Source organism: Acidovorax sp., assembly GCF_046294525.1.
Lineage (GTDB): Bacteria > Pseudomonadota > Gammaproteobacteria > Burkholderiales > Burkholderiaceae_C > Acidovorax.
This window is the reverse complement of record NZ_JBKBKQ010000012.1, coordinates 21,179-37,244: the sequence shown is the minus strand read 5'-3', so window position 1 is coordinate 37,244 and position 16,066 is coordinate 21,179. Positions and strand designations below refer to the sequence as shown.

21 protein-coding genes are annotated in these 16,066 nt (G+C 65.2%); 19 read left to right on the top strand and 2 right to left on the bottom strand.

The window, feature by feature from the left end; all coding sequences use genetic code 11:
- Positions 1–106 precede the first annotated feature (106 nt).
- The 16 genes from ACK4HJ_RS12700 (at position 107) to tatC (ending at position 11,274) form a co-directional block, all read left to right on the top strand.
- Complete coding sequence (locus ACK4HJ_RS12700; protein ID WP_409831939.1) at positions 107–1,555, top strand: PLP-dependent aminotransferase family protein; 1,449 nt, start codon at positions 107–109, stop codon at positions 1,553–1,555.
- Positions 1,556–1,614: 59 nt separating this feature from the next.
- Positions 1,615–1,839, top strand: a complete 225-nt coding sequence (locus ACK4HJ_RS12695) for a CopG family transcriptional regulator (RefSeq protein ID WP_409831936.1) — start codon at positions 1,615–1,617, stop codon at positions 1,837–1,839.
- Positions 1,840–1,853: 14 nt separating this feature from the next.
- Positions 1,854–2,309 (top strand): PIN domain-containing protein, encoded by a 456-nt coding sequence (locus ACK4HJ_RS12690; protein ID WP_060984268.1) that lies wholly within the window; start codon positions 1,854–1,856, stop codon positions 2,307–2,309.
- A 261-nt stretch (positions 2,310–2,570) separates the two neighbouring features.
- Positions 2,571–3,692, top strand: a complete 1,122-nt coding sequence (hisC, locus tag ACK4HJ_RS12685; RefSeq protein ID WP_409831933.1) for a histidinol-phosphate transaminase — start codon at positions 2,571–2,573, stop codon at positions 3,690–3,692.
- A complete protein-coding gene (gene hisB, locus ACK4HJ_RS12680) occupies positions 3,689–4,327 on the top strand; it encodes an imidazoleglycerol-phosphate dehydratase HisB (protein WP_094286521.1) in 639 nt (212 codons plus the stop codon). Before hisC ends, hisB begins: the two co-directional genes overlap by 4 nt.
- Positions 4,328–4,378: 51 nt before the next feature.
- The gene (gene hisH / locus ACK4HJ_RS12675) at positions 4,379–5,056 is read left to right on the top strand and encodes an imidazole glycerol phosphate synthase subunit HisH (RefSeq protein WP_409831931.1); all 678 of its coding nucleotides are present in this window, start codon (positions 4,379–4,381) and stop codon (positions 5,054–5,056) included.
- Between the two features lie 76 nt (positions 5,057–5,132).
- Complete coding sequence (hisA, locus tag ACK4HJ_RS12670) at positions 5,133–5,873, top strand: 1-(5-phosphoribosyl)-5-[(5-phosphoribosylamino)methylideneamino]imidazole-4-carboxamide isomerase (protein WP_409831930.1); 741 nt, start codon at positions 5,133–5,135, stop codon at positions 5,871–5,873.
- Positions 5,874–5,999: 126 nt separating this feature from the next.
- The gene (gene hisF, locus ACK4HJ_RS12665) at positions 6,000–6,779 is read left to right on the top strand and encodes an imidazole glycerol phosphate synthase subunit HisF (RefSeq protein ID WP_409831927.1); all 780 of its coding nucleotides are present in this window, start codon (positions 6,000–6,002) and stop codon (positions 6,777–6,779) included.
- A gap of 148 nt (positions 6,780–6,927) precedes the next feature.
- Positions 6,928–7,326 carry a phosphoribosyl-AMP cyclohydrolase gene (hisI, locus tag ACK4HJ_RS12660; protein WP_409832170.1) on the top strand — a complete coding sequence of 133 codons (399 nt, stop codon included), beginning with the start codon at positions 6,928–6,930 and terminating at the stop codon, positions 7,324–7,326.
- A 5-nt stretch (positions 7,327–7,331) separates the two neighbouring features.
- On the top strand, positions 7,332–7,706 hold the full coding sequence (locus ACK4HJ_RS12655; protein ID WP_409831925.1) for a phosphoribosyl-ATP diphosphatase: 375 nt from the start codon (positions 7,332–7,334) through the stop codon (positions 7,704–7,706).
- Positions 7,703–8,089, top strand: coding sequence for a DUF4870 family protein (locus tag ACK4HJ_RS12650; protein WP_409831922.1), 387 nt, complete (start codon positions 7,703–7,705; stop codon positions 8,087–8,089). Before ACK4HJ_RS12655 ends, ACK4HJ_RS12650 begins: the two co-directional genes overlap by 4 nt.
- A complete protein-coding gene (locus ACK4HJ_RS12645) occupies positions 8,082–9,143 on the top strand; it encodes a patatin-like phospholipase family protein (RefSeq protein ID WP_409831919.1) in 1,062 nt (353 codons plus the stop codon). Before ACK4HJ_RS12650 ends, ACK4HJ_RS12645 begins: the two co-directional genes overlap by 8 nt.
- A 55-nt stretch (positions 9,144–9,198) precedes the next feature.
- A complete protein-coding gene (locus ACK4HJ_RS12640) occupies positions 9,199–9,555 on the top strand; it encodes a histidine triad nucleotide-binding protein (RefSeq protein WP_409831915.1) in 357 nt (118 codons plus the stop codon).
- 107 nt (positions 9,556–9,662) lie between these two features.
- The gene (gene tatA / locus ACK4HJ_RS12635) at positions 9,663–9,902 is read left to right on the top strand and encodes a Sec-independent protein translocase subunit TatA (protein WP_409831912.1); all 240 of its coding nucleotides are present in this window, start codon (positions 9,663–9,665) and stop codon (positions 9,900–9,902) included.
- A 44-nt stretch (positions 9,903–9,946) separates the two neighbouring features.
- Complete coding sequence (gene tatB / locus ACK4HJ_RS12630) at positions 9,947–10,414, top strand: Sec-independent protein translocase protein TatB (protein WP_409831911.1); 468 nt, start codon at positions 9,947–9,949, stop codon at positions 10,412–10,414.
- 65 nt (positions 10,415–10,479) lie between these two features.
- Positions 10,480–11,274, top strand: a complete 795-nt coding sequence (gene tatC, locus ACK4HJ_RS12625; protein ID WP_409831908.1) for a twin-arginine translocase subunit TatC — start codon at positions 10,480–10,482, stop codon at positions 11,272–11,274.
- Between the two features lie 166 nt (positions 11,275–11,440).
- Here tatC and ACK4HJ_RS12620 read toward each other — a convergent pair whose 3' ends face one another.
- The gene (locus ACK4HJ_RS12620; protein ID WP_409831905.1) at positions 11,441–12,589 is read right to left on the bottom strand and encodes a trypsin-like peptidase domain-containing protein; all 1,149 of its coding nucleotides are present in this window, start codon (positions 12,587–12,589) and stop codon (positions 11,441–11,443) included.
- Between the two features lie 241 nt (positions 12,590–12,830).
- On the opposite strand from ACK4HJ_RS12620, the gene ACK4HJ_RS12615 reads away from it, so the two are divergent.
- A complete protein-coding gene (locus ACK4HJ_RS12615) occupies positions 12,831–13,580 on the top strand; it encodes a Nif3-like dinuclear metal center hexameric protein (protein ID WP_409831902.1) in 750 nt (249 codons plus the stop codon).
- A gap of 112 nt (positions 13,581–13,692) precedes the next feature.
- On the top strand, positions 13,693–14,739 hold the full coding sequence (pdxA, locus tag ACK4HJ_RS12610) for a 4-hydroxythreonine-4-phosphate dehydrogenase PdxA (RefSeq protein WP_409831899.1): 1,047 nt from the start codon (positions 13,693–13,695) through the stop codon (positions 14,737–14,739).
- Positions 14,740–14,891: 152 nt separating this feature from the next.
- On the opposite strand, the gene mscL is transcribed toward pdxA, so the two are convergent.
- On the bottom strand, positions 14,892–15,323 hold the full coding sequence (gene mscL, locus ACK4HJ_RS12605) for a large conductance mechanosensitive channel protein MscL (RefSeq protein ID WP_409831897.1): 432 nt from the start codon (positions 15,321–15,323) through the stop codon (positions 14,892–14,894).
- Between the two features lie 146 nt (positions 15,324–15,469).
- Here mscL and petA point away from each other — a divergent pair, with 146 nt between their 5' ends.
- Positions 15,470–16,066, top strand: a complete 597-nt coding sequence (petA, locus tag ACK4HJ_RS12600; RefSeq protein WP_409831894.1) for a ubiquinol-cytochrome c reductase iron-sulfur subunit — start codon at positions 15,470–15,472, stop codon at positions 16,064–16,066.

Genomic DNA, 16,066 nt, shown 5'->3' with positions numbered 1-16,066 from the left:
CGTGCGATCTGGCCCAGTACAGACCAGCGAACCAGCCCATCTGTACTGTACGCACTGGGTCGTTTCTGTACTGTCTGCTTGCCAAGGTGCCAGTACAGAATGCCGCATGGCCACCGATGACGCACCCCCGCTGTACCTTCAAATCGCCGAGCAGCTGGCGCAGCTGATCCGCAACGGCACCTTGGTGCGCGGCGAAAAGCTGCCGTCGGTGCGCGAGCTGGCGCGCCAGCACGGCGTGGCGCAGACCACGGTGGTGCAGGCCTACCACTGGCTGGAGGATGCCCGCCTGATCACGGCCCGCCCGCGCTCCGGCTTTTTTGTGGCAGCGCGGCCGGTGAGCCTGCCCGAGCCCAGCACACCGCGCCCGATGCGCCGCCCGCGCGAGGTGTCGGTGGACTGGCTGGGCCAGCGCATCCTGGGCCGCAACCAGCCGGAGGACATGCTTTCGTTCAGCAGCGGCACACCGGGCCCCGAGCTGTTCAACCCCGACCGCGTGCGCCGCGCCGTGGTGCGTGCCGCGCAGCGCCACCGCAACCTGCTGTGCACCTACCCAGGTTCGTCGGGTCATGAGGATGCGCGCCGCGCCCTAGCGCGCTACGCCGTCAGCCTGGGCTGCAGCCTGGACCCCGAGAACATCGTGATCACCGGCGGCTGCATGGACAGCATTGCGCTATGCCTGCGCGCGGTGACGCAGCCGGGCGATGTGGTGGCGCTGGAGTCTCCTACACATTTTTCGTTTCTGGAGGTGCTGCAGGGCCTGCACCTCAAGGCACTGGAGATTCCCACCCACCCGCGCAACGGACTGTCTCTTGATGCGCTGCAACTCGCGCTGGACACCCAGCCCGTCAAGGCCGTGATGGTGGTGCCCACGCTCAGCAACCCGCTGGGCAGCTGCATGCCCCAGGCCGAGCGCAAGCGCCTGGCGCAGATGGCGGCGCGGCACGGCATGGCGGTGATCGAGGATGCGATCTACAACGACCTGGCGGAGGTGGACGAGATGCGGCGCACCGTCAAGTCCTACGACACCACGGGCCATGTGATGCTGTGTGATTCGTTCTCCAAGACGCTGGCCCCGGGCCTGCGCCTGGGCTGGCTGGAGGCGGGCCGCTGGACCGACAAGGTGCGTGCCATCAAGGACCTGCAGGCGGGCGGGCAGTCGGCCGTGCTGGAACTGGCCCTGGCTGACCTCATCACCCAGGCAGGCCATGCGGCCGCCATGCGCCAGCTGCATGCGGGTGTGGCGGCCCGCATGGACGAGGCGCGCCGGGTGATTGCCGCGCATTTCCCGCAGGGCACGCGCGTGAGCGACCCGCCCGGCGGCCTGCTGCTGTGGCTGGAGCTGCCGCGTGCGCTCGATTCGGTGCAACTGCACGAGGCCTGCCTGGCCCGGCAGATCCTGATCGCACCCGGCACGGTGTTCAGCACCAGCGGGCGCTTTCGCAACTGTCTGCGCATTGGCGTGGGCGGCGATTGGTCGCCCGCGCACCTGGAGGCGCTGCGCACCGTGGGCGACATGGCCACGCGCATGCTGCAGGGGCAGCGGCAGGCTGCCTGACCTGTCTCAAAAAAAGACACGAAGTTCGTGTTCCACGAACTTCGTGTAATATCACTCCCATGAAAAACGTCACCGTGACCATGGACGACGCCGTAGCCGAATGGGTGCGCGTGGAAGCCGCCAAGCGCGGCAGCAGCGTGTCGCGCCTGCTCGGTGAATGGCTGGCCGAAAAGATGCGCCAGGAAGACGCCTACGCCCAGGCCATGCGCGAGGCGCTGAGTTTTGAAAGCTGGGGTGCTTCGAGCGGGCCCTATGTGCCGCGCGAAACCCTGTTTCTGCGCTGAACGGGGCAGAACGCATGGCCACCGTCCCCATCTTTGTCGATACCGAAATCCTGCTCGCCAGCGTGGACGACCGCGATGCCGAGCGCCAGGCGCGGGCGCGCGAATGGATCAGCTTTTGCTGGCAGACGCGCAGCGGCCGCATCAGCTCGCAGGTGCTCAACGAGCTGTACAACCAGGCCATCCAGCGTTTTGATGGCCCCCACGTGCTGCAGCAGGTACGCGCCCAGGTGCGCCGCCTGCGCGTGTGGCTGCCGCCGCACCTGGACTCGTACACCGTGGACGGCGCCTGGGACCTGCAGGACCGCTACCGCCTGGGCTACTGGGATGCACTCATCCTCTCGTCCGCCCACCAGCAGGGCTGCCGCTACCTGCTGACCGAGGCGCTGCCACACGACCAGCCCATGGACGCCGTGCGCCCCATCAACCCTTTTCTTGTCACCCCTGAGAGCCTATTCAATGCCTTTTTGTAGCCGCGCAAGCGCCTTTTCGGGATGGAATGCAAGGCGCGGTGCGCAGCCAATAGCTCGGCTATTGGCAAGCGCCGCAACGCCGCAGACCACCCGAAAAAGCACTTGCCCGAAGGGTTTTCGTGAAATCGGGCGATTGAATGCCTCGGCTGCTTGCATGGGCATGAGCCCAAGCTGCGCATCCGAAGCATCCACTCATCCCGATTGCACGAAAACGCGGCTGCAAAAAGGCATTGAATAGGCTCTATAACTGGACACCACCGAATGACTACTCCCGCGTCGTCCCCCCTCCAGGCCCTGGCCCGCATCCGCCCCGACGTGCGCGCCATGCACTCTTACGTCGTGCAGCCCTCCACCGGCATGCTCAAGATGGACGCGATGGAGAACCCCTTCCGCCTGCCCGCGCATTTGCAGGCTGCGCTGGGCCAGCGTCTGGGTGGGGTGGCACTCAACCGCTACCCTGGCGACCGCTTGCTGGACCTGAAGGCGGCGCTCGCAAAGTACGCCGGCATGCCAGAGGGCTATGGCATCGTGCTGGGCAATGGCTCCGATGAACTCATCACCCTGCTGGCCCTGGCTTGCGCCCAGCCTGGCACCGGCCAACGCGCCACCATGCTCGCGCCCATGCCCGGCTTTGTGATGTACCCGCTGTCGGCGCAGCTGCAGGGCCTGGACTTCGTGGGTGTGCCGCTCACGCCCGATTTCGAGCTGGACGAGCCCGCCATGCTCGCCGCCATCGCCCAGCACCGCCCGGCCATCACCTACATCGCCTACCCCAACAATCCCACGGCCACGCTGTGGGACGAGGGCGCGGTGCAGCGCATCATCGACGCTGCGGGCGTGCAGGGCGGCATCGTGGTCATGGACGAGGCCTACCAGCCCTTTGCCAGCCGCACCTGGATCGACCGCATGCGCGCCGAGCCCGCACGCAATGCGCACGTGCTGCTCATGCGCACGCTCAGCAAGTTTGGCCTCGCGGGCGTGCGCCTAGGCTACCTCATCGGGCCGTCGGCGTTCGTGAGCGAGATCGACAAGGTGCGCCCGCCCTACAACGTGAGCGTGCTCAACTGCGAAGCGGCCCTGTTTGCGCTGGAACATGCCGAGGTTTTCGCCGCACAGGCTGCCGAGATCCGTGCCGAACGCACCACGCTCATTGCCGCGCTGCGCCAAATGCCCGGGGTCGAAAAGTGCTGGGACAGCGAGGCCAACATGGTTTTGATCCGCGTGGCGGATTCCGCCAAGGCCTACGAGGGCATGAAAAACCGCAAGGTCCTCGTCAAGAACGTTTCTACAATGCACCCATTGCTGGCCAACTGCCTGCGCCTCACGGTAGGCGCCGCCTCCGACAACGCGCAGATGCTGGCCGCCCTGCAAGCCTCCCTATGACTTCCTCTGCACTCGTCCCCTCCGCTCCATCGGCCGACCCGATGGCCGACCGCATCGCCGAGGTCAGCCGCAACACCGCCGAGACGCGCATCAGTGTGCGCATCAACCTCGACGGCACGGGCCAGGCCAAGCTGCACACCGGCATCGGCTTCTTCGACCACATGCTCGACCAGATCGCCCGCCACGGGTTGATCGACCTCGACATCGACTGCGAGGGCGACCTGCACATCGACGGCCACCACACGGTGGAAGACGTGGGCATCACCCTGGGCCAAGCGTTTGCACGTGCCGTGGGCGACAAGAAGGGCATCCGCCGCTACGGCCATGCCTACGTGCCGCTGGACGAAGCACTGTCGCGCGTGGTGGTCGACTTCTCGGGCCGCCCGGGCCTGCACATGGACGTGAAATTCACAGCGGGCAGCATCGGCCAGCTCGACACGCAACTGGTCTACGAGTTCTTCCAGGGTTTTGTGAACCACGCGGGCGTGACGTTGCACATCGACAATCTCAAGGGCGTCAACGCCCACCACCAGTGCGAAACCATCTTCAAGGCGTTCGGGCGCACGCTGCGTGCGGCGCTGGAGCGCGACCCGCGCTCGGCCGGTGTCATCCCGTCCACCAAGGGTTCTTTGTGAAATTTAGGGTCAAATCGGGCGCTAGCGCTTGATGGATAAGCGCTAACAGCTATGAATATGGAAGCAAAAACCGTTGCCGTGGTGGACTATGGCATGGGCAATCTGCGCTCGGTATCGCAGGCCGTGCAGGCCGCCGCAGCGGGCACGGGCTGGACCGTCGTCGTCACCCAGCGGCCTGAGGAAGTGCGGGCCGCCCAGCGCATCGTGCTGCCAGGGCAGGGCGCCATGCCTGACTGCATGCGCGAGCTGCGCGAGTCCGGCCTGCAGGAATCCGTTCTGGAAGCCGCCGCCACCAAGCCGATGTTTGGCGTGTGCGTGGGCATGCAGATGTTGCTGGACCACAGTGCCGAAGGAAATACACCGGGGCTGGGCCTGATGCCTGGCGACGTGCGCAAATTCGATCTGGCCGGTCGCACCCAGGCCGATGGCAGTCGCTTCAAGGTGCCGCAGATGGGCTGGAACCAGGTGCGCCAGGTGCCCCATGCGCATCACGGCGGCGGCGTGCACCCGGTGTGGGCGGGCGTGCCCGACAACAGCTATTTCTACTTCGTGCACAGTTTTTATGCAGTGCCGCAAGATCCCGCGCACTGCGCGGGGCAAACGGACTACGGCGGTTTGTTTGCTGCGGCCATTGCACGCGATAATATTTTTGCGACGCAATTCCACCCGGAGAAAAGCGCGGAACACGGCCTGGCCCTGTACCGCAACTTTCTGCACTGGAATCCCTGATTCTTTTTCAACCACCACTCCCTTCAACCACCCCGTTCGGGCCGAGCCGAGACTTGGCCTTTCGAACCCCACCACCATGCTGCTCATCCCCGCCATCGACCTCAAAGACGGCCACTGCGTACGCCTCAAGCAAGGCGATATGGACCAATCCACCACCTTTGGTGAAGACCCGGCGGCCATGGCGCGCAAGTGGGTGGATGCGGGCGCACGCCGCCTGCACCTGGTGGACCTGAACGGCGCGTTTGCGGGCACGCCCAAAAATTACAGCGCCATCAAGTCCATCCTGAAAGAGGTGGGCGACGACATTCCCGTGCAGCTGGGCGGCGGCATTCGCGACCTGGACACCATCGAGAAATACATCGACGGCGGCCTGCGCTACGTGATCATCGGCACGGCGGCTGTGAAGAACCCCGGCTTCCTCAAAGACGCCTGCAGCGCCTTCGGCGGCCACATCATCGTGGGGCTCGATGCCAAGGACGGCAAGGTCGCCACCGACGGATGGAGCAAGCTCACCGGCCACGAAGTGGTGGACCTGGCCAAGAAGTTCGAGGACTGGGGCGTTGAATCCATCATCTACACCGACATCGGCCGCGACGGCATGCTGTCGGGCATCAACATTGACGCCACCGTCAAACTGGCCCAAGCGCTGACCATTCCCGTGATCGCCTCGGGCGGCCTGGGGAGCATGGCCGACATCGAGCAACTGTGCGCGGTGGAGGAGGAGGGTGTGGAGGGCGTGATCTGCGGCCGCGCCATCTACAGCGGTGACCTGGACTTTGCCGCTGCGCAGGCCCGCGCTGACGAACTCAACGGGTGACTTTCCCCTCCCCCTGAGCGGCTTGGCCGCATCCCTTCGAGGGGGACGACGCCAGTGGCCTGGCGAAGCCAGTTCCACGGCGCCTGCTGGCCTCGGTAGCGCCTTATCAATGAATCGCTGACTGACATGCTCGCAAAACGCATCATCCCCTGCCTCGACGTCACCGGAGGCCGCGTGGTCAAAGGCGTCAACTTTGTCGAACTGCGCGATGCGGGCGACCCGGTCGAGATCGCTGCGCGCTACAACGCGCAGGGGGCCGACGAACTCACCTTCCTCGACATCACCGCCACCAGCGACGGGCGCGACCTGATCCTGCACATCATCGAGGCCGTGGCCAGCCAGGTGTTCATTCCGCTGACCGTGGGCGGGGGCGTGCGCACGGTCGAAGATGTACGCCGCCTGCTCAACGCGGGCGCTGACAAGACCAGCTTCAACTCGGCGGCCATCGCCAATCCGGATGTGATCGACGCGGTGTCCGCCAAGTACGGCGCCCAGTGCATCGTGGTGGCCATCGACGCCAAGCGCCGCCAGGGCGACGACCTGGCCGCGCGCGGTGAAGGCTGGGACGTGTACAGCCACGGCGGCCGCAAGAACACGGGCCTGGATGCCGTGGCCTGGGCCACCGAGATGGCCCGCCGCGGCGCTGGCGAAATCCTGCTGACCAGCATGGACCGCGACGGCACCAAGGCCGGCTTTGATCTGGCGCTCACGCGCGCCGTGAGCGATGCCGTGAGCGTGCCCGTGATCGCCTCTGGCGGCGTGGGCAACCTGGACCACCTGGCTGACGGCGTACAGCAGGGCGGGGCGGACGCGGTGCTGGCCGCCAGCATCTTCCACTACGGCGAATACACCGTGGGGCAGGCCAAGGCCCGCATGGCCGAGCGCGGCATTCCGGTGCGAATGTAGAAGGGCTGCAGGGCTGCGCCGCCCGCGCGCCGCTGCCAGCGTTTGCTATCGTTTTGAGAGCTGTTTGCGCTTGCCAGATAAGCGCTAGGAGCCAAAACCATCGCAAATCCCTGACGCATGGCGGGCTGCGCAACCTGAATCGCCGACAATCCCTTTCATGAACTGGCTCAACGAAGTGAAATGGGACGCGCAGGGCCTGGTGCCCGTGATTGCGCAAGAGCAGGGCACGGGCGACGTGCTGATGTTTGCCTGGATGAACCGCGAGGCACTCGAAAAAACGGCCGAACTCGGCCGCGCCGTGTACTTCAGCCGCTCGCGCGGCAAGCTGTGGTTCAAGGGCGAAGAATCGGGCCACGTGCAGACCGTGCACGAAATCCGCCTCGATTGCGACAACGACGTGGTGCTGCTCAAGGTCACCCAACTGGGCCACGAGCCCGGCATCGCCTGCCACACGGGTCGCCACAGCTGCTTTTTCAGCGTGCTCAAGAACGGCGCCTGGACGCCGGTCGATCCGGTCTTGAAAGACCCCGAATCCATCTACAAGTAAGGCCCATGAGTTCCAACGATTCCCTCGCCCGCCTCGCTGGCGTCATCGAAAGCCGCAAGCCGGCCAACGGGGGCGACCCTGAGAAGAGCTATGTCTCGCGCCTGCTGCACAAGGGCCCCGACGCCTTCCTAAAGAAAATTGGCGAAGAGGCCACTGAAGTGGTGATGGCGGCGAAGGACCTGGACCATGGCGCGGACAAGTCCAAGCTGGTGTACGAGGTGGCGGACCTGTGGTTCCATTCCATTGTGGCCCTGGCCCACTACGGCCTTACGCCCGCCGACGTACTGGCCGAGCTGGAGCGCCGCGAAGGCACAAGCGGCATCGAGGAAAAAGCCTTGCGCAAGGCCGATGCGCGCGCTGCAGAGGAGGGTTCTTCATGAACGACATCATCGACGTGCCCGACCGCGAGCGGAAGGCGCAGAACCTCAAGGCCATCGGCTGGGTCAGCTACATCCTGCACCTGATCGTGGCCGTGGCGGCGGTCGTGCCCGCCGCACAACCCAGCCTCGTGCTGCTGCTCATCGCGCTGGTGATCGACCTTGTCAAAAAGAGCGATGCCGAGGGCACTTGGCAGGCCAACCATTTCTCCTGGCGCATCCGGTCCGTCCTCTGGGCGGGCGTGCTGTACCTCGTCACCTTTCCGCTTTGGCTGCTGGGGCTGTTGTTGTTCAACCCCGCGTGGATCGTGATTTCCCTGTGGTTCCTGTACCGCATCGTGCGTGGCATGGTGGCCATGAACAAGAACCAGGCAGTGGATGCCTGACGCGCCTGCACCGCCCCCATCGCCGCTGCCGCGCCTGAACCTGGCCCTGCAGGGTGGCGGCTCACACGGCGCGCTCACGTGGGGCGTGCTGGATGCACTGCTCGAAGACGGGCAGTGGCACTTCGACGGTGTGAGCGGAACCAGCGCGGGCGCCATGAACGCCGTGGCATTGGCGCATGGTTTTGGCAAGGCCGCGCAGGAATACAAGAACGACCCTCACGAAGCCCACCTGGCCGGCTGCCAGCAGGCGCGCGAGACGCTGACCCGGCTGTGGGAGGGCGTAGGCACGCTGGGCAGTCTGCTGCGGAGCACGCCGCTGTCGGCCGCCAACCCTTTGATGGGCGTGATGCGCCAGTGGCTCTCGCCCTACCACACCAATCCGCTCGACATCAACCCGCTGCGCCGCCTGCTGGAGCGCGAGGTGGACTTTGACCTGCTGTGCACCGAGCGGCGCACCATCAGCGCCGCCGGTGGCCCCAAGGTGTTCGTCTGCGCTACCAACGTGCGCACCGGTCGGGGCGAAATCTTCTCGGGCCCCCGCCTCAGCGCCGATGCCGTGATGGCGTCCGCCTGCCTGCCGCTGCTGTTCAAGGCGGTGGAGATTGACGGCCAGCACTACTGGGACGGCGGCTATTCGGGCAACCCTGCCCTGCACCCGCTGATCTACCAGACCGAGACCTCCGACATCCTGCTGGTGCAGATCAACCCCATCGAACATCGGGAGCTGCCCCATTCCGGACAGGAAATCATGGAGCGCATGAATGAGGTCACATTCAACGCCAGCCTGCTGGCCGAGATGCGGGCGATCGAGTTTGTGCGCCGCCTGCTGGCCGAAGGCAAGCTCGACCCGCGCCGCTACAAAAGCGTGCGAATGCACCGCATCGACGGCGGCTCGGTGCTGGCGCCTTTCGGGGCCGACAGCAAGACACGCGCGGACCTGGCCTTTGTGCGCAAGCTGTTTGAATTGGGCCGAACGGCTGGCCAGGAATGGCTGCAGGCGCACCGCAAGGACGTGGGCGTGCGCCCCACCATCAACATCGCTGACAATGCCTGAGCGCGGGCGTCGCTGAGCTGTCGCCCATGGCCTTTTGTTTCTCCGTCTCCTCACCATGCACGATCCGAACTGCCTCTTTTGCAAAATCATCGCGGGCCAGATTCCCTCCAAGAAGGTCTATGAGGACGAAGAAATCTTCGCCTTCCACGACATCCACCCCTGGGCGCCGGTGCACTTCCTGATGGTGCCCAAGCTGCATATCCCTTCGATGGCCCAGGTCACTGCCGAGCATGCGGGCGTACTGGGGCGCATGATGGCGCTGGCCCCCCGACTGGCCCTGGAGCAAGGCTGCAACCCGTACCCCGAGGGTGGCTTTCGCGTCGTGGTAAATACGGGTGTTGAAGGTGGGCAGGAGATTCACCACCTGCACATCCACGTGATGGGCGGCCCCCGCCCGTGGCTCAAAGGCTGAACCAGGCTGACGGAGCGTGCAGGGGGATTCCCGCACCCGGGCCCCGTGCACAGAACTCCTGTCACGGCCCACGTCTAAAATGATTGCAATTCGTTAGGAGATATTCCATGGGCTCTTTTTCCATCTGGCACTGGCTGATCGTGCTGCTGATCGTCGTCATGGTGTTCGGCACCAAGAAGCTCAAGAACATGGGCTCCGACCTGGGAGGCGCCGTCAAGGGCTTCAAGGACGGCATGAAGGACGGTGCAGCCACCGACACCCCCGCCACACCTCCCGCCGGCCAGGTTGCCAACAGCCAGGCTGCCGACAAGACCACCATCGATGTCGAAGCCAAGCAAAAGAGCTGAGCACGCGGTTTCCTGTGGGCTCTCACCAGTTTTGCGCTTGACCCATGATTGATATTGGCCTGTCCAAGATGGCGCTGATCGGCGCCGTGGCGCTTATCGTCATCGGGCCCGAGAAGCTCCCGCGCGTTGCGCGCACCGTGGGCACCTTGCTGGGCAAGGCGCAGCGGTACGTGTCCGACGTGAAGGCCGAGGTCAACCGGTCCATGGAGCTTGATGAGCTCAAGAAGATGAAGGACACGGTGGAGAATGCCGCGCGCGATGTGCACAACTCCATCCAGACCAGCGCCAGCGAGTTCGAAAAGGACTGGGCCGACGCCACCAGCACGGCCAGCGAGGCGCTGGCAGAGCAGGCGCAGACCGCCGTGGTGCCCGCCTACAAACACCCCGGCAAGAACTGGCGCCTCAAGCGCGGCGCCGTGCCCCAGTGGTACAAGTCCAGGACCGGCGTGCGCACCAAGGCCCAGTCCGGCGCGGCCCGCGTGGCGCGCTTCCGTCCCCAGAAATTCCACTGATGCAGCAGCCAGTGGCGCTCCGCGCGCTGCATGGGCGACCCTGTTGACGCCCACGAAGACCCACCATGTCTGACACCCCTTCCAAAGACGACGAACTGGCTGGCACCGAGCAGCCGTTTGTGCAGCACCTGATGGAGCTGCGCGACCGGCTGGTCAAGGCCATCATCGCCATAGCGGTCGCCGCGGCACTGCTGTTCTTTTTTCCGGGCCCCGGCGCCTTGTACGACTTTCTGGCGGCGCCGCTGGTGGCGCACCTGCCCAAGGGTGCCACGCTGATTGCCACGTCGGTGATCTCGCCCTTCATGGTACCGCTCAAGATCCTGCTGATGGCCGCCTTCATGCTGGCGCTGCCTTTCGTACTGTGGCAGGTGTGGGCCTTTGTGGCGCCGGGCCTTTATTCGCACGAGAAAAAGTTGGTGCTTCCGCTGGTGGTCTCCAGCACGCTGCTGTTCTTTGTGGGCGTGGCTTTCTGTTACTACCTCGTGTTCGGGCAGGTGTTCGCGTTCATCCAGAGCTTCGCGCCCAAGAGCATCACCGCCGCGCCTGACATCGAGGCCTACCTGAGCTTCGTGCTCTCGATGTTCCTGGCCTTCGGCTTGGCGTTCGAGGTGCCGATTGCCGTGGTGGTGCTGGCACGCATGGGCGTGGTCAGTGTGGAGAAGCTGCGCGAGTTCCGCGGTTACTTCATTGTGCTGGCCTTCGTGATCGCCGCCATCGTGACACCGCCGGATGTGGTCTCGCAGCTGTCGCTGGCCATTCCGATGTGCCTGCTGTATGAAGTAGGGATCTGGGCGGCCCAGTTGTTCATCAAGCACACCAAGGCGCCGGAAGACAGCCAAGAGCCGGCATCGAACGCCTGAACACGCAGGAATTTTGCTAAAAAAGGCTGCTAGCGCTTATTAATAAAGCGCTAGCAGCTATTATTTTTATAGCTTAAAGGGCTTCTGACCCATACCTCTGAGGCAACGCCATGTCCGCGCTCCCGCTGTCCGCGGAGTTTTTTTGCCTCGCTCGGTCGTACTCAGCTTAGCGCCTCACATTGCGCTGCGGCCGAGGCCGCACGCCAGGGCTGATGTTCAGCTCCACCATCCGGTCGCCGCGCTGCACCTGAAATTCTGACGCCGTACCCGGCTTGAGCGCCGCGACGGCCGTGAGCAGCTCCGACACGTTCCCCACGTTCTTGCCATCCACGCGCACGATCACGTCGCCGGGGCGCATGCCGGCCTGCGCTGCGGGTCCGTCCTGCAGCACGCCGGTGATGATCACGCCCTCGGTGGCCTTCTTCACCCCAAAGGTTTCTGCCAGTTCGGGTGACAGTTCGTTGGGCTCCACGCCGATCCACCCGCGGGTGACCTGGCCGTCCTTCACGATGCCGTCCAGCACCAGCCGCGCCGTAGAAACGGGGATGGCAAACCCGATGCCCATGCTGCCGCCCGAACGCGAATAGATGGCCGTGTTGATGCCCATGAGGTTGCCGTTCACATCCACCAGCGCGCCGCCCGAGTTGCCAGGGTTGATGGCCGCGTCGGTCTGGATGAAGTTCTCGAAGGTGTTGATGCCCAGTTGCGTGCGGCCCAGTGCGCTCACGATGCCGCTGGTCACCGTCTGCCCCACGCCGAAGGGGTTGCCGATGGCCAGCACCTGGTCGCCCACGGCGAGCTGGTCGGAGTTGCCCAGCACGATCACAGGCAGCTTGTCCAGGTCGATCTTGAGGATGGCCAGGTCGGTGTCCGGGTCGGTGCCGATCACGCTGGCGCGGGCGCGGCGGCTGTCGGTCAGCGTCACCTCGATCTCGTCGGCGCCTTCCACCACGTGGTTGTTGGTCAGGATGTAGCCGTCCGGGCTCACGATCACGCCGCTGCCCAGCCCCGCCTGATTTTGCGAACCTTGGTCACCAAAGAAGAACTGGAACCACGGGTCATTGCTGCGCGGGTGCCGCACGGCTTTGCTGGTGTTGATGCTGACCACGGCCGGCGACGCCTTGCGCGCTGCGCCGCTGAAACTGCCCGCAGCCGGCTGGGACTGCGGCGTCGCAGGTGCCTCGATCAGCGCAATGCCCGCGCCGGAGCGCGTGGCTCCGCGGCCCAGCCAGCTGGGTTGCAGAGTGGCGACAACGAAGTAGGCGGCAACGAACACCGTTACGGCCTGGGAGAAGAGGAGCCAAATACGCTTCATGGTGTGTGGTGCGGGCGGTGAATCACTCAAGGGCAGCGCGCTGTGTCCGCCGACAGGGCGTGGCAGGGCGCGGCGCGCCGTTCATTGTCGCCGAACGGCCTGGAGGCCCTGCCGGCGTGCTTGGGGAAGTTGTGTGGACGCCGGCGGGTTTTTCCAGAGGGGGGATCGCTTTTCTTTTGCTGGATCGTTGCGGTGCAGGGCCTTCCCTGCCCCCCCGGGACGGGCGGCGCACAATACCGCCATGAGCATTTCACGCACCGAACTTGTGCAGGCGTTTGACGGCCTGCTGCAACCCGATCGCTTCAAAGACTACGGCCCCAACGGCCTGCAGGTGGAGGGCAAGGCGCACATTGCGCGCATCGTGAGCGGCGTGACGGCCAGCCGTGCGCTTATCGAAGCCGCGATTGCCGCGCGGGCGGACGCCATCTTTGTGCACCACGGCCTGTTCTGGCGCGGGCAGGATGGGCGCGTGGCGGGCTGGATGAAGCAGCGCCTGCAGTTGCTGCTGGCGCACGACATCAACCTGCTGGCGTACCACCTGCCATTGGACGCGCACCCCGAATACGGCAACAACGCCCAGCTGGGCCGTGTGCTCGGCTTGGCGGCCGATGCGCGGTTTGGCGAGCAGGATCTGGGTTGGGCGGCTCCCGCCGCGTTCGACAGCGGACAGGCGCTGGCGGACCATGTGGCCCAGGCGCTGGGCCGCCGCGTGACGCTGGTGGAGGGGGGCGCGCAGCCCATACGGCGTGTGGCCTGGTGCACAGGCGGTGCCCAGGGCTATTTCGAACCCGCCGTGGCCACTGGGGCCGATGCGTTCATCACCGGCGAAATCTCGGAACCCCAGGCCCACCTCGCGCGGGAGATGGGGGTGAGCTTCATCGCGGCCGGGCACCACGCCACCGAGCGCTATGGTGCCCCCGCCACCGCCGGCCATGTGGCGGCGGCCCTGGGTCTGGAGCATGAGTTCATCGAGATCGACAACCCGGGCTAGCGGCAGCGCGCGGCCGGCACCGCAGCTGGGCGGCTTCTTTATTGATAGCTGCCAGCGCTTGATTGATAAGCGCTAGAGGGCGATTTGTTCAAAAATTTCATTCTCCAACACGATGCGCAATTCTTCTTCAGCCCTTCCCATTGCGATCACCCAGGGCGACCCGGCGGGTATCGGCCCTGAGACGGTGGTGCAGGCGTTTCGCGATGCACCGGCTGAACTGGCGGGTTGCTTTGTAGTGGGCGACGTGGCGACGCTGCGGCGCGCGTCGCAGGCCGTGGTGCGCCCAGGTATCCCGGCCGTGCCCGTGGCGGAGATCGGCTCGCCCGCAGAGGCTTGGCGGGTGCCGCCGCGGTGCGTGCCGGTGCTGCCATTGCCCGGCATTCCTGGCCCGCAGCGCTGGGGGCAGGTCAGTGCTGCGGCAGGCCGTGCGGCGGCCGCTTGTGTCGTGTGGGCGGCGCGCGCAGCACTCCGGGGCGAGATTGCTGCGCTGGTGACTGCGCCGCTGCACAAGGAAGCTCTGGCTGCGGCGGGCGTTGCGTTTCCCGGTCATACCGAACTTCTGCAGGCCGAGGCCGCTGCACACCAGGGCCTGGCGGTGGACGCCGTACCGGTGCGCATGATGCTGGCGAGTGATGAGTTGCGCACGGTGCTGGTCAGCATCCACGTGTCGCTGCGCGACGCCATTGCCGCCGTCACGAAGAGCAACGTGCTGCAGACCGTGCAGATCGCCCACGCCGCGCTGCTGCGCAGCCTGGGCCGCCCACCGCGCATCGCCGTCGCGGGGCTGAATCCCCACGCTGGCGAAGGTGGGCTCTTCGGTCATGAGGAAGAGGCCATCATCGCGCCTGCCATCGCCGACGCGCGCGCCCAAGGGCTGGACGTGCATGGCCCCATCGCGCCCGACACGGTGTTCATGCGCGCACGGAACACGCCCGAGCACCCCGGCGAGTTCGACGTGGTGATCGCGATGTACCACGACCAGGGACTCATCCCCGTGAAGTACCTGGGTGTGGACAAAGGCGTGAACGTGACCCTGGGCCTGCCGTTGGTACGCACCAGCCCCGACCACGGCACGGCGTTCGACATTGCGGGCCAGGGCGTAGCCGATGCGTCCAGCCTGATCGAAGCCGTGCGCATGGCGCGTCAACTGTCCGCTTAGCGGTAAGTGTTTGTGCCGCACAGCCCCAGTTGCGGAATGCGCGCAGTCTGTGACACTGGCGCGCGCCAAACCAGCGCCCTGCGCAAGGGCCGCCCCGCCGCGCCGGGGACGTCCCCCCTCTGCGGGGAAGGCGCGAAGCGACTCAGGGGGGGCTACTTCTTCAGGCTGTCGCGGATCTCGCGCAGCAGCACGATGTCTTCCGGTGGAGCTGCCGGGGCCGCGGGCGGTGCGGCAGGGGCCTCGCGCTTGAGCCGGTTGATCTGCTTGATCATCATGAAAATGATGAAAGCGAGGATCGTGAAGTTCACGGCCACTGTCAAAAAGTTGCCGTATGCAAACACCGGCACGCCCGCCTTCTTCAGGGCATCCAGCGTCATGGCCGTGCCCGGGGGCACGGAGCCCAGCACCACAAACAGGTTGGAGAAATCCAGCTTGCCGAACACCAGGCCCACCACGGGCATGATCAGGTCGGAGACCACCGAGTCCACGATCTTGCCGAACGCGCCGCCGATGATCACCCCCACCGCCAGGTCAATCACATTGCCCTTGACCGCGAACTCCCTGAACTCTTGCAACACTCCCATGATGGCCCTCTTTGTGTGAACAACGATGGCGGAGTATTGCCGAGACCAATGCCCTGTCAAGGCGGTCAGCGCATTGAAATAACCATTTTCACTCCGCTACAATTCGCGGTTGACCCAAACAATAGCGATGTTTACCGAGGATCCCCATGAGTGACACACCAGTCGACACCAGTAAAAGGACGTGGCTGATTGCGTCCGGATGTGCCGGTGCCGTTGGCGGAGTGGCCGTTGCAGTGCCTTTCGTCAGTAGTTTCCAGCCTTCGGAAAAAGCCAGAGCAGCTGGCGCCGCTGTGGAAGTAGACATCTCCACGCTGCAGCCCGGTGAAAAGCTGACCGTCGAGTGGCGCGGTAAACCCGTTTGGATCCTCAAGCGCACCCCCCAGCAGCTGGAGTCCCTGGCGCAGACCGAGCCTCAACTGGCCGATCCCAAGTCAGACCGCAACACGTACCCCACGCCCGAGTACGCCAAGAACCAGCACCGCTCCATCAAACCTGAAGTGTTTGTGGGGGTTGGCATCTGCACGCACTTGGGGTGCTCCCCGGGCGACAAGTTCCAGACCGGTCCCCAGCCTTCGCTGCCGGACGACTGGCACGGTGGTTTCCTCTGCGCATGCCACGGCTCCACTTTTGATGTGGCTGGCCGGGTCTTCAAGAACAAGCCTGCGCCCGACAACCTGGAAGTGCCTCCGCACATGTACCTGTCCGACACAGTGCTGCTGATCGGCGAAGACAAGAAGGCCTGA

Bases quoted from the DNA above. Each gene is read 5' to 3' on its own strand.
- tatC (WP_409831908.1), top strand. From the start codon at position 10,480: ATGTCTGACACCCCTTCCAAAGACGACGAACTGGCTGGCACCGAGCAG.
- ACK4HJ_RS12645 (WP_409831919.1), top strand. From the start codon at position 8,082: ATGCCTGACGCGCCTGCACCGCCCCCATCGCCGCTGCCGCGCCTGAAC.
- ACK4HJ_RS12620 (WP_409831905.1), bottom strand. From the start codon at position 12,589: ATGAAGCGTATTTGGCTCCTCTTCTCCCAGGCCGTAACGGTGTTCGTT.
- ACK4HJ_RS12690 (WP_060984268.1), top strand. From the start codon at position 1,854: ATGGCCACCGTCCCCATCTTTGTCGATACCGAAATCCTGCTCGCCAGC.
- hisC (WP_409831933.1), top strand. From the start codon at position 2,571: ATGACTACTCCCGCGTCGTCCCCCCTCCAGGCCCTGGCCCGCATCCGC.
- ACK4HJ_RS12695 (WP_409831936.1), top strand. From the start codon at position 1,615: ATGAAAAACGTCACCGTGACCATGGACGACGCCGTAGCCGAATGGGTG.
- ACK4HJ_RS12615 (WP_409831902.1), top strand. From the start codon at position 12,831: ATGAGCATTTCACGCACCGAACTTGTGCAGGCGTTTGACGGCCTGCTG.
- mscL (WP_409831897.1), bottom strand. From the start codon at position 15,323: ATGGGAGTGTTGCAAGAGTTCAGGGAGTTCGCGGTCAAGGGCAATGTG.
- hisF (WP_409831927.1), top strand. From the start codon at position 6,000: ATGCTCGCAAAACGCATCATCCCCTGCCTCGACGTCACCGGAGGCCGC.
- hisH (WP_409831931.1), top strand. From the start codon at position 4,379: ATGAATATGGAAGCAAAAACCGTTGCCGTGGTGGACTATGGCATGGGC.
- hisB (WP_094286521.1), top strand. From the start codon at position 3,689: ATGACTTCCTCTGCACTCGTCCCCTCCGCTCCATCGGCCGACCCGATG.
- ACK4HJ_RS12640 (WP_409831915.1), top strand. From the start codon at position 9,199: ATGCACGATCCGAACTGCCTCTTTTGCAAAATCATCGCGGGCCAGATT.
- tatB (WP_409831911.1), top strand. From the start codon at position 9,947: ATGATTGATATTGGCCTGTCCAAGATGGCGCTGATCGGCGCCGTGGCG.
- ACK4HJ_RS12650 (WP_409831922.1), top strand. From the start codon at position 7,703: ATGAACGACATCATCGACGTGCCCGACCGCGAGCGGAAGGCGCAGAAC.
- hisA (WP_409831930.1), top strand. From the start codon at position 5,133: ATGCTGCTCATCCCCGCCATCGACCTCAAAGACGGCCACTGCGTACGC.
- pdxA (WP_409831899.1), top strand. From the start codon at position 13,693: ATGCGCAATTCTTCTTCAGCCCTTCCCATTGCGATCACCCAGGGCGAC.
- petA (WP_409831894.1), top strand. From the start codon at position 15,470: ATGAGTGACACACCAGTCGACACCAGTAAAAGGACGTGGCTGATTGCG.
- tatA (WP_409831912.1), top strand. From the start codon at position 9,663: ATGGGCTCTTTTTCCATCTGGCACTGGCTGATCGTGCTGCTGATCGTC.
- ACK4HJ_RS12655 (WP_409831925.1), top strand. From the start codon at position 7,332: ATGAGTTCCAACGATTCCCTCGCCCGCCTCGCTGGCGTCATCGAAAGC.
- ACK4HJ_RS12700 (WP_409831939.1), top strand. From the start codon at position 107: ATGGCCACCGATGACGCACCCCCGCTGTACCTTCAAATCGCCGAGCAG.